At 62.5% G+C, this 11,248-nt stretch carries 9 protein-coding genes and 3 tRNA genes; 8 read left to right on the top strand and 4 right to left on the bottom strand.

Annotated elements, in window-relative coordinates; all coding sequences use genetic code 11:
* Positions 1-9: 9 nt before the first annotated feature.
* From AB5Y72_RS14820 to yjjG, 5 genes are all read left to right on the top strand, one after another.
* Positions 10-86, top strand: a tRNA-Met gene (locus AB5Y72_RS14820).
* A 96-nt stretch (positions 87-182) separates the two neighbouring features.
* A tRNA-Met gene (locus AB5Y72_RS14815) sits at positions 183-259 on the top strand.
* Positions 260-355: 96 nt separating this feature from the next.
* A tRNA-Met gene (locus AB5Y72_RS14810) sits at positions 356-432 on the top strand.
* Between the two features lie 144 nt (positions 433-576).
* Positions 577-2,061, top strand: coding sequence for a leucyl aminopeptidase family protein (locus AB5Y72_RS14805; protein WP_368199119.1), 1,485 nt, complete (start codon positions 577-579; stop codon positions 2,059-2,061).
* Between the two features lie 32 nt (positions 2,062-2,093).
* Positions 2,094-2,774: a pyrimidine 5'-nucleotidase gene (gene yjjG, locus AB5Y72_RS14800; protein ID WP_042075643.1), complete on the top strand. Its 681-nt coding sequence runs from the start codon at positions 2,094-2,096 to the stop codon at positions 2,772-2,774.
* Positions 2,775-2,847: 73 nt separating this feature from the next.
* Here yjjG and AB5Y72_RS14795 read toward each other — a convergent pair whose 3' ends face one another.
* The 4 genes from AB5Y72_RS14795 to elyC form a co-directional block, all read right to left on the bottom strand.
* A complete protein-coding gene (locus AB5Y72_RS14795) occupies positions 2,848-4,104 on the bottom strand; it encodes an amidohydrolase (RefSeq protein ID WP_325782630.1) in 1,257 nt (418 codons plus the stop codon).
* A gap of 1,323 nt (positions 4,105-5,427) precedes the next feature.
* Positions 5,428-6,399 carry a 6-phosphofructokinase gene (gene pfkA, locus AB5Y72_RS14790; protein WP_010674852.1) on the bottom strand — a complete coding sequence of 324 codons (972 nt, stop codon included), beginning with the start codon at positions 6,397-6,399 and terminating at the stop codon, positions 5,428-5,430.
* Positions 6,400-6,540: 141 nt separating this feature from the next.
* Entirely contained in the window at positions 6,541-7,296 is a 756-nt protein-coding gene (gene tpiA, locus AB5Y72_RS14785; protein ID WP_325782631.1) for a triose-phosphate isomerase, read from the bottom strand.
* A 135-nt stretch (positions 7,297-7,431) separates the two neighbouring features.
* Positions 7,432-8,217 (bottom strand): envelope biogenesis factor ElyC, encoded by a 786-nt coding sequence (elyC, locus tag AB5Y72_RS14780; RefSeq protein ID WP_325782632.1) that lies wholly within the window; start codon positions 8,215-8,217, stop codon positions 7,432-7,434.
* A gap of 97 nt (positions 8,218-8,314) precedes the next feature.
* On the opposite strand from elyC, the gene cmoM reads away from it, so the two are divergent.
* The 3 genes from cmoM to mukE all read left to right on the top strand — a co-directional run bounded on the left by cmoM (position 8,315) and on the right by mukE (position 11,244).
* A complete protein-coding gene (gene cmoM, locus AB5Y72_RS14775) occupies positions 8,315-9,091 on the top strand; it encodes a tRNA uridine 5-oxyacetic acid(34) methyltransferase CmoM (RefSeq protein WP_325782633.1) in 777 nt (258 codons plus the stop codon).
* 115 nt (positions 9,092-9,206) lie between these two features.
* Positions 9,207-10,526 carry a chromosome partition protein MukF gene (gene mukF / locus AB5Y72_RS14770; protein ID WP_325782634.1) on the top strand — a complete coding sequence of 440 codons (1,320 nt, stop codon included), beginning with the start codon at positions 9,207-9,209 and terminating at the stop codon, positions 10,524-10,526.
* Entirely contained in the window at positions 10,507-11,244 is a 738-nt protein-coding gene (mukE, locus tag AB5Y72_RS14765; protein ID WP_041997033.1) for a chromosome partition protein MukE, read from the top strand. Before mukF ends, mukE begins: the two co-directional genes overlap by 20 nt.
* The last annotated feature ends 4 nt before the right edge of the window (positions 11,245-11,248 follow it).

Genomic DNA, 11,248 nt, shown 5'->3' with positions numbered 1-11,248 from the left:
CAATTCGGACGCGGGGTGGAGCAGCTCGGTAGCTCGTCGGGCTCATAACCCGAAGGTCGTCGGTTCAAATCCGGCCCCCGCAACCAACTATTTGTGTCCATGGCAAGGCAAACGCCTGGCGGTGGAGACGAAGACAGCAAGGGGCATCTGCTCAGCCTCTTGTGGTGGCAGTACAATTCGGACGCGGGGTGGAGCAGCTCGGTAGCTCGTCGGGCTCATAACCCGAAGGTCGTCGGTTCAAATCCGGCCCCCGCAACCAACTATTTGTATTCATGGTAAGGCAAACGCCTGGCGGTGGAGACAAAGACAGCAAGGGGCATCTGCTCAGCCTCTTGTGGTGGTAGTACAATTCGGACGCGGGGTGGAGCAGCTCGGTAGCTCGTCGGGCTCATAACCCGAAGGTCGTCGGTTCAAATCCGGCCCCCGCAACCAACTTCTGACTGCTTTTCTTCTGCGTTACCTCTCAGACTCTCTCCAGCATCTGTTGCTTGCACACAATAATGTGTGTTTTTCCGATCCCTCTCGCCAATTGTTCGGTATCATCCTGGTTTCTGTTCATGGATGAGGCCGCAACCTGTGATGACCCCTTTCAGCTATTCCCCTCCCACAATCACGATGCAGACCGCCTCCCTCGCCGAGGTGATGGCGAGCACGGTGCCCGTCAAGCTCCTGCTCATTGCCGAGTCAGAGCGGGAGACCCTGCTGGCTCAGGCCCCCTTCGCCCCCGTGGCGGCCCAGATAGCCCTGGGTCAGAAGGCCCCCTATTCCCTGACCGACAGCCAGGGCCTGCAACAGGTGATCTTCGTCGAGCCCAGCCCCGCCCTGGATCATCGACTCTACAAGCAGGTACGTACCTGGGTGGCCCCCCTTTCGGGGCTCAAGGCGACGGAGCTGGCGCTGCACCTGGAGGGCTTCGATGCCGTCCACAGGGTGCGGCTGGCGGAGCTGGTGATCGCCGCCCTGCTCGCCGCCGACGTCCCCCTGCCGACCCAAAAGCGGGACGAGGAGGCAAGGCCCGGCTATCAGCAGCTGTACCTCTCTCCCCCGTGCGAGCTGGACCCGCCCCGGGTGGCGGCGGAGGCCGAAGGCAACGGCTTGGCCCGCCACCTGGCGGTGCTGCCCGCCTCCGAGCTTGACGCCCAAGGCTACCGGGCCTTTGTGCAGCAACTGGCGCAGCAGGAGGGGTGGCAGTGGCAGGAGTTTGACGAGGCGGCCCTCGCCACCCTGGGCGCCGGCGCCTTCCTGGCGGTGGCCAGGGGCTCGGCGAACGGTCAGGCCGCCATCGTCAGGCTCAGCTACTGCCCGGCCAACCCGGTGCGCCGCCTCGCGCTGGTGGGCAAGGGGATCTGTCACGACTCCGGGGGCTACAACCTGAAAGTCGGTGGCAGCATGTATGGCATGCACCTGGACATGGGGGGCAGCGCGGTGGCGCTGGGGACGCTCCATGCCATCAGCCGGGCGAAACTGCCCGTTGAGGTGCACTGCTGGCTCGCCATCGCCGAGAACCACATAGGCCCGCAGGCCTACCGGCCCGGGGAGGTGGTGACTGCGCTGAACGGCACCACCATAGAGGTGGTGGACACCGACGCCGAGGGGCGCATGGTGCTGGCGGATGCCCTGACCCTGGCGGCCGGGGACAAGCCCGATCTGCTCATCGACTACGCCACCCTGACCGGGGCCTGCAAGCGGGCGCTCGGCAGCCGCTACAGCGGCGCCTTCACCAATCGATCCGAGTGGCTACCCGAGCTGATCAGCCTGGGCCAGCAGAGCGGGGAGCGCGTCTGGCCCTTCCCCCTGGACGAGGATTACGACGACAACCTCGAGAGTGAGTGGGCGGATCTGTTACAGTGTGCCCCCGGCGCATCGCCGGATCATATCGATGCCGCCCGTTTCCTCAGCCGCTTCGTGCCCGAGCAGACGCCCTGGCTGCACCTCGATCTGAGCGGTTTTCGCAGCAAGGGGGGCAACGGCGTGGTCGGCAGCGAGGTGACCGGTTTTGGCGTCAGGCTGACCCTGACCCTGCTCGACAGCCCATTGGGGATGGCCGCGCCCGACGCATGATACGTGGCCAAGCACAACCAATAAGGACAAGCGTGAAACAAGCAAGCTATGACTGGGTGCTGTTCGATCTGGACGAAACCCTGCTCGATTTTCCGGTCGCCAGGGCGCTGGAGCGGACCCTGCAGATCTACGGCGTGGCGCCGACTCCCCCCAAGATGGCGGAGTACCATGCCCTCAATCAGCGGCTCTGGCAGCAGTACAACTCGGGCGAGATCGACGCCGCCCACCTGCAGCAGACCCGTTTCTCCCTGTTTGCCGAACAGGTGAACGTGGCGCCCATGGCGATGAACGACACCTTCCTGCAGCAGATCATCGCCCTGAGCGTGCCGCTGGAGGGGGTGGAGGAGACGCTGAAGACCCTCAAGGACAAGGTCAGGATGGGGATCATCACCAACGGCTTCAGCCTGCCCCAGCGCGGGCGCCTCGACAAACTGGGCTGGAACGCGTGGTTTGAGCCTCTCGTTATCTCTGACGAGGTGCAGGTGACCAAGCCGGCGGCGGCCATCTTCCAGCATGCCCTGGCGCAGATGGGGCAGCCGAGCCCGGCGCGGGTGCTGATGGTGGGGGACAACCCCAAGACCGACATCGCCGGCGCCGCCGCCCAGGGGCTGGCCACCTGCTGGTACAACCCGGGCCGTGAGGCGGGGCCCTGCGACGCGACCCACGAGATCCACCACTTCGCCCATCTCTCCGCCATAGTGCTGGGAGCCTAGGCACAACCCTTGCCTGCAAGGGCGTAAAAAAACAAGGCAGCCCATGGGCTGCCTTGTTTGCATCCGGCGCCAGCTATCGCCCGAGGCGGGCGAGCAGCCAGGCTTCCAGCAGCGCCACACCGGGGGCCAGCACGGCCTCGTCGAAGTCGAACTGCGGGTGGTGGTGGGGCGCCGCCAGGTTGGCCCCCAGGATGACATAGGCGGCCTGACCGCCGTGCTGCTGCACCCGCTCGATGAGAAAACCGGCGTCCTCGCTGGCCCCGAAGCGGCGGGTGTGGATAGTCTCGAGCGCTATCTCCTGTGCGAGGGGCACGAGCTCCTCGATCAGGGCCGGGCTGTTCTCGATGCCGATGGCTTCCCCTTGTTTGCGGATGAGGTAGGTGGTGCCCTGCATCAGGGCGGCCCCTTCCACAATCTGCTGCACCTGGTTGAACATGTAGTCGTTGAGGGCCGGCGTCGCGCCGCGGGTCTCTCCCATCAGGCGGGCATGGCCCGGGATGACATTGCGCCCGCTGCCGCCGTTGAGCTGGCCCACATTGATGCGGGTCATGCCGTCCCGATGGCGGGGAATGCCGAGCATGGCCGTGGTGGCCATGCAGGCCGCCGCCAGGGCATTGTGGCCCGCGTTGGGCTCGAGCCCCGCATGGGCGGCTTGCCCCATAAACTCCACATCGAATTTGGTGGAGCAGAGAAACTCGGTGGGGTTGACCACCAGCTCGCCGCTGCTCGCGTGAATGCCGATATGCAGCGCCAGCAGGGCGTCCACGTCGTCGAGCTGGCCCCCTGCCGCCAGCGCCTTGCCGCCGCGGCAGCCCTCTTCGGCCGGCTGGAAGAAGAGCTTGATACGGCCATGGAGGCGATCGGCGAGGGCCGCGATCCGCTCGGCCAGCACCAGCCCGATGGCGGTATGACCGTCGTGGGCACAGGCGTGCATCCAGCCCGGGTTGGCGGAGTGCCACCCCTCCCGGCCGGGCTGGTGCGCCGCCTCCAGGCTCTCTTCGACCTCCACCGCATCGATGTCGAAGCGAAACGCCAGGGTGGGGCCGGGACGATCGCTCTCCCAGAGTCCCATCACCCCGGTGAGCTCGTCGATGCGTGCCAGCCACTCCGGGTGCGCACCTTGGTGCAAAGCGCGCGCCTTCTGGGCCTCGACGTCTACTTCCCGTCCCATGATGAGATTGCTGGCGAGCAGCTGATCCCCCAACACGACGGAGAAACCGAGCTCATGGAGACGTTGGGCGATGAGGGTGGTGGTGCGAAATTCACACCAGGCGGCTTCGGGGTGACGGTGAAGGTCGCGGCGCCAGTGGCGCAAGGCATCCTGAGTCATGGTGATTCCTGCATGGCAAATCCAGCGGCCATTGTGACGGGCAGGGGAGCAAGAGTAAATCCCGGGATGGCGGATGCGACAAGGGGAGCCTGGGGTCCCCTTGAAAGATGGCATGGATGCCGCGAGGTCGTTTTATGCGCGCAGATCGCATTCAACGATGGCTTGGCGCCATCCTTTGCCAGAGCGAGTCAAAAACCCATGTTTCAGTCTGTTTTTTGAACCCGTTCGGTCTGTATCGAGTCGCAGGCGAACAACAGTGGCTGATTGACCGGCTTAGAGCTGTGCCAATGAAGGCATGGAGACGGCAACCAGGGTGAAAAACACGGTGAAAACGGCGGTAACTACGAACTCTTTCATGATTCTATCTCCCTTGGTTGGCTCATGATGGAACCAAGATACCACAACGGAACGATAAAACAACGAAAAATGTAATTATGTGGCAAAAGTTGTTGGGAGGTGAAATATGGCTGCATTTGTGCAAGTTTAAGGACGTTTTTTGTCCTGACAAGGATTTCATGGTGATGTCAGTGAAAGAAGATATATATAAATCCTTTAAATACATTTAGTTATGTTGTTGTTGTAACTCTTTCTATTGTGGTTTCGATTGGAGTCTTCGTGGTGGCTTCCATTTTACGGTAGCAAAATGGCCTGCGGGATGCGCCGATTTATGTCGTCATGGGACGGTTGGTGGCTGCCAGCCAGGTTTTGTCATCCCATGTCATGTTTTCTCACGACTTGTGCCCTAACCCCAGTCTGCAAGGCTATTTCCAGCCAGGGTTATCCGATGAAGGCTCAATTTTCTGCTCATCCCAAACAGGATGGGAGCAAAAAGAGTACGGAAAAACGACAAAACGGTCGCCAAAGGAGCATGGAAGGGAAAGGGGGGAGGCGGGAACATGGGGGATCGATCTTCATGGGGCCTTGGGTGGCCGGACGCCCCGTTTCTCTCTGTTTTCTTGGGGGGCGAGCCACCGGGCCCGCGCGCAGGAGGAGCGGGAGATATCGTCGGCCCACCCGGGTTGCTATATGGCGCCTGTGTGATGGGATGAAGGGCAGGGGAGCCCTGGCGCAGGGCCGTGGCACTGCGGCACCAAGGCCTTTATCCGGACCTGTCGCGAACAAGGTGAGCAAGCAGAAAAGCAGGGGAAAGAAGTAAAGGAGAAGGTCGTGGGGTCAGAGGCTCAGGGCCGTCGGGCAGGGGTAAGACATGGCGACAGTGGCAAGTGGATAGTGGATAGTAGGGCCCCACAGAGGGGGCTGGGGGGTGAGGAGCCCGCATAAAAAAACCCTCCAGAGGAGGGTTTTTTTGTCAGGCCACCGCGCTTAGAACAGGGTGGTGGAGAGATCGTACAGCTCCTGGTTGAACGGGCGCTTGAGGTTCTCGATGCAGTCGATGATGTCGTGGTGCACCATCTCGTTGCCCTGGATACCGACGCAGCGGCCACCCTGGCCGGCCAGCAGCTGCTCGACGGCGAAGGCGCCCATGCGGCTGGACATGATGCGATCACGGGCAGTGGGGGAACCGCCGCGCTGGATGTGGCCCAGGATGGTGGCACGGGTCTCGCGGCCGGTCATGGCCTCGATGTCTTTTGCCAGGGCGTTGACGTCGGTGACGTGCTCGCAGATGGTGATGATGGCGTGCTTCTTGCCCTTGGCTTCGCCTTCCTTGATCTGTTGCAGCAGCTTCTCCTTGTCGAAGGCCACTTCCGGCACGATCACGTACTCGGCGCCACCGGCCACGGCAGCGGACATGGCCAGATCGCCGCAGTGGCGGCCCATGATCTCGACCACTGAGATGCGGTGGTGGGAGCTGCAGGTGTCGCGCAGGCGGTCGATGGCGTCAACCACCACGTTCAGGGCGGTATCGAAGCCGATGGTGAAGTCGGTACCGGCGATATCGTTGTCGATGGTGCCCGGCAGGCCGATGCAGGGGAAGCCCTCTTCGGTCAGCTTCTTGGCGCCCATGTAGGAGCCGTCACCGCCGATGACCACCAGGGCGTCGATGCCGTGCTTCTTCAGGTTCTCGACCGCCTCGGCACGGACTTTCGGGTCCTTGAAGGCGGGGAAGCGGGCGGAGCCCAGGAAGGTGCCGCCGCGGTTCACCACGTCGGAGACGCTGTGGCGCTCGAGCTTGACGATCCTGTCCTGATGCAGACCGAGGTAGCCATCATAGATGCCGTAGACTTCCAGGCCATGATGCAGACCGGCGCGCACCACGGCGCGGATGGCTGCGTTCATACCCGGTGCGTCACCACCACTGGTCAAAACACCAATACGTTTGATTTGTTTGGTCATGAGTGCCTCTGGATCTGAGTTGTCGAAAATCTATATCTGAAAAATACGGCGAGCCCGCTTTTACTATATCGGCTTTCCTATGGCGAAGGGTCCATAGGAAAGCGATATGAAGAGAGGGGCAAGCCCCTCTCTTCTGGCCGCTTACTTGGCGGCGCCAGCGATGATCTGGGAGAAGTCGTCCACTTTCAGGGACGCACCGCCCACCAGGCCGCCGTCGATGTCCGGCTGGCCGAACAGGTCGGCAGCGGTAGCACCGGTCACGGAGCCGCCGTACAGGATCTGTACCTTGGTTGCCACGTCTGCGTCAAAGCCGGCCAGGTACTGGCGGATGTGAGCGTGCACGGCCTGGGCGATTTCCGGGGTGGCAGTCTTGCCGGTGCCGATGGCCCAGACCGGCTCGTAGGCGATGACGGCGTTGGCAAAGGAGGCGATGCCGCAGCGATCGATCACGGCCTTGAGCTGGGTCTCGACGACCTGGTTGGTGGTACCGGCTTCGAACTGGGCCAGGGTCTCACCGATGCACAGGACAGGGACCAGGCCGCCCTTCTGGATGGCTTCGTACTTGGCAGCGACCACGTCGTCGGTCTCTGCGTGCAGGGTACGGCGCTCGCTGTGACCGACCAGGGAGTAGGTGCAACCGAAGGCTTTGAGCATGGACGGGGCGTTCTCGCCGGTGAAGGCGCCGGACTCGTGAACGTCGGCGTTCTGGGCACCGTAGGCGATCTTGCTGCCGGCGGTCAGCTGTTCAACCAGACCCAAAAAGATAACAGGCGGGCAGACGGCGACTTGCACGGAAGGATGAGCGGCAGCAGCCGGGGTCAGTCCTTTGATCAGAGCTTCCACGGAAGCCTTGGTGCCGTTCAGTTTCCAGTTACCCATTACCAGGTGCTGTCTCATCTTCTATATCTCCTAGGCATTTGATTGCGCAACATTATATGAATTGAACCGAGCCCAAGATAGCTGACCCGGCGGCAAATGACGTAATTTTTTTTCGCTTTCCTGATCCAAATCAGGAATGAAAGGCGCGATTGCTCACTCGGTGACCTGCCCCCGCAAACGGGCCCACCATACCCCAATCCACTCGTGAATGGCAGCCTCGGAATACATCAGATAGCGCCCCTTGGGGAGGTAGGTATAGAGGGGTTGCGGCACCTGACTCTGCTTGGCGGTGTAATCGGTGGGGGCCGGCACCGTATCGAGTCCCTGACCGCGATAGAGGGCCATGGCGCGAGGCAGATGGGTGGCCGAGCTCACCAGGGCCACCCGCTTGCCCTTGAGGTGGCGGGCGATGCTGACCGCCTCGTCATGGGTGTCTTTGTTGTTTTCAAACAACGTCATCCGGGCGCGGGGGATGCCGAGCGTCTCGGCCATGCGGGCGTTGACCTCGGCATTGGAGAGCGGATCCCCGGAAACATAACCGGAGAAGACCAGCTCGGCTCCTGGATAGGCCTGGGCGAGGCGCACCCCCTCCAGGGTGCGAGCCAGGGAGATGTTGTTCTGCCAGGAGCGCTCGGGCACCGCCGGATCGCTCACATGGCCGTTGCCGAGCACGACGATGGCCTGGATGTCCGGATGCTGGCTCACCTCGAACGGCGGATAGGTCTGCTCCAGGCTGCGGGCCAGTTCATAGCTCACCGGCCGGGTCCCCATCAGGGCGATGATCACCAAGGAGAGGGTCGCCAGCAGCCTGCCGCTTTTTTGAAAGCGGGTGAACCAGAGCAGCCCGAGCGCCAGCAGCAATAAGGAGAGGGAGAAGGGGAGCGGCATCAGCAGCTGGCCCAGCCATTTCTTGATGACAAAGAGGTTGAGCTCGAACACGGCAGCGACGTCCTTGAGTTTTCAGCAAATTCGGGATGTGACAGAATACCCCTCTTTTTGGTCTGGCCCAATCCTGCGGCCAAGAGTTGAGTGTGTCTTGAAGCAAGATCAGAGTTTTGACGGGCGTGCGGACAAGTTCGCCCGCAACATCTACGACTCCACCAAGGGGTGCATCCGCACGACCGTGGTGTGGAGCGACATCGAGGCCTGCCTGGCGCGGCTGGGCAACCGGCCACTGCGCATCCTGGATGCGGGGGGCGGCTTTGGCTACTTCACCCAGAAGCTGGCGGCCATGGGCCATCAGGTGGAGCTGTGTGATCTCTCGGCGGAGATGCTGGCCCTGGCCCGCACCCAGATCGCCGAGAAGGGGCTGGAGGACAGAATTCGTCTCATCCATTGCCCCATTCAGGATCTGAAGCAACACGTGACCGGTACCTTCGATCTGGTGCTCTGCCATGCGGTGCTGGAGTGGCTCGCCGAGCCGCGCCAGACCTTGCTGGGTCTGTTCCCTTTCGTCAAGGCTGGGGGCATACTGTCGCTGCTTTTTTACAATCGTCACGGCCTCCTGTTCCAGAGCCTGGTGGTGGGCAATTTCGATTATGTGCGCCTGGGCCTTCGCAAGAAGCGCCAGACTGCCCTGACCCCCACCAATCCCCAGATCCCCGAGCAGGTCTATGACTGGATAGGCCGGGGAGGCTTGCGGATCATCGGCAAGACCGGGGTGCGGGTCATCCACGACTACATGCGCCACAAGCAGGATCAGGTCGAGAAGTTCGACGATCTGCTGGCCATGGAGCAGCAGTACTGCCGGCAGGAACCCTTTGTCTCCCTGGGTCGCTATATCCATGTGATGGCCCAGAAACCGGCCGGTTGAGACACACCGGCGTGAATACGATGCGGGATCCAGCCGCCGGGGCGCCACCGACCCCGGCCTATATCACCACGGCGGGCGAGTGACCCGCCGGCTATAACAACGAGATGATAACGTCATGATGAGTACATCCCGTACCCTGCCAGAGACGGTGGGATGGGTCAGACAGGAGGGGTTGTCCCTGAACCTCCCCACCGACAGGCTGGCCTTTCTGATCGCGATCAAGACGCTGTCCGAGGACGAGTCTGATCTCTCCGAGGCCGCGCTGCACGATGCCTTTGGCTATGTGAGCAGTGCCTTCGGCCAGATGGACGAGACCCTCACCGGTCGCGCCAACAACGCCATCAACGATCTCATTCGCCAGCAGCTGCTGTCGCGTTTCACCACCGACATGGTGGCGGGGGAGAGCCTCTACCGCCTGTCGCGCCTTGGCATGAGCATCGTCGACTTCTTCCTGGAGAGCCGCCAGGTGGACTCCATCAAGCTCTCCATCCTGCTCGAGCACCTGGCCGCCGAGCTCGACACCGCCCGCAAGGCGGCGCTCGAGACCAACACCCGGGAGCAGTGGGATGCCGAGGTGCTGCCACGGCTCACCTTCTCCCTGGAGGAGACGCTCGGGCGCATCGATCTCACCCAGCGCGCCATGGACGAGCAGCAGAACCAGGTCAAGAGCGAGATCGCGGCCCTGCTGACCCAGAACTGGGTCGATGCCATCCACAGCTGCGAGAAGCTCCTGCATGAGACCGGCCAGACCCTGCGCGAGTTGCAGGACACCCTGGACGCCGCCGGCCACCGCCTGCAGGCGGGACTGCTCAACATTCAGGAAGCGGCCCAGGGGCGCGACGATCTGTTCCATGTCGAGGAGCTGACCCATGCCCTGCAGGGGCGTCTGGACGTCATCACCGCCTGGGGCCAGCAGTGCATCGAGCTCTGGTCCCGCTACGACAGGCACGTCCACAAGTTCATCCGCAACGCCATCGACATGGACAAGAACCGCGCCTTCAGCCAGCGGCTGCGCGAATCCATCCGCAACTTCGAGCAGCACAGCTGGTTGTTGCGGGTGGCCGAAGAGCCACGCCTGCTGGAGCTGCGGGATGAAACCATCGCCATCCACGACGAGGAGGTGACCGGCGAGGTGCCCCTCGAGATGGAGTACGTGGAGATGGTGGACATCAACCAGGAGCTGGCGGAGCGCATCGAGCGCTACCTGGCCCGCTATCCCGAGCAGGGGGATCGGCTGGATCTTGCCGACGTGCTGCGGGAATACCTGCTGGACTACCCGGCCCATGCCCACTTCGACGTGGCGCGCCTCCTGATCGATCAGGCCGTGCGTCTCGGCCATGCCAGCGGTGAGCGCGAGCACCACCGCCAACCCGCATGGAAACCCATCAACCAAGCTGGATCCAAGGTTCAGGCCTATGTCATCGATCAATACTGAATTCCCCTTGCCCCTGCGCCTCGCAGAGGCCATCGCCAACCCCTTGTTTCCGCGCATCGATACCGCCCTGCGCTCCGGTCGCCACATCAGTGCCGACGAATTCGAACAGCACTCGGCCCTGGTGGAGTACCACCAGGAGCTGGAGATCTTCTACGGCCGCTATCAGGTGGAACTCATCAAGGCGCCGGAAGGCTTCTTCTACCTGCGTCCGCGCCCGAGCGCCGATATCGGCACCACTGTGCTCTCCGAGCTCGATATGCTGGTGGGCAAGGTGCTCTGCTACCTCTTCTTGAGCCCGGACCGTCTCGCCTCTGAAGGGGTGTTCGCCATGAGCGAGCTGCAGGAAGAGGTGCTGGGTCTGGCGGACGAGAAGCAACTGCTGCGTATGGTCAACAGCCGCTCCGGCGGCACGGATCTGGACAAGAAGAAACTCCTCGAGAAGATCCGCACCTCCATGCGTCGCCTCAAGCGCCTCGGGATGATCACCCCCCTTGGCAACAGCGACAAATTCCGGGTCAACGAATCCGTGTTCCGCTTCGCCGCCGACGTGCGTTCCGACGAGGATCCCCGCGCGGTGCAGCTGCGGATGATCCAGGAAGGGGAGGCCATCTTCCACGACGACGAGATGCCGAGCAGCGATTCCCTGTTCGAGGATATCGAAGAGGATCTGGACGAAGAGCAGCTGGAGCTGGAGGTGGAAGATGATCTGCAACGTTAATGTG

Origin of the sequence: Aeromonas sp. R7-4 (assembly GCF_040908055.1) — a bacterium.
GTDB lineage: Bacteria > Pseudomonadota > Gammaproteobacteria > Enterobacterales > Aeromonadaceae > Aeromonas > Aeromonas sanarellii.
Note: the sequence above shows the minus strand (reverse complement) of the source record. Positions and strands in the feature narration are given on the sequence as shown.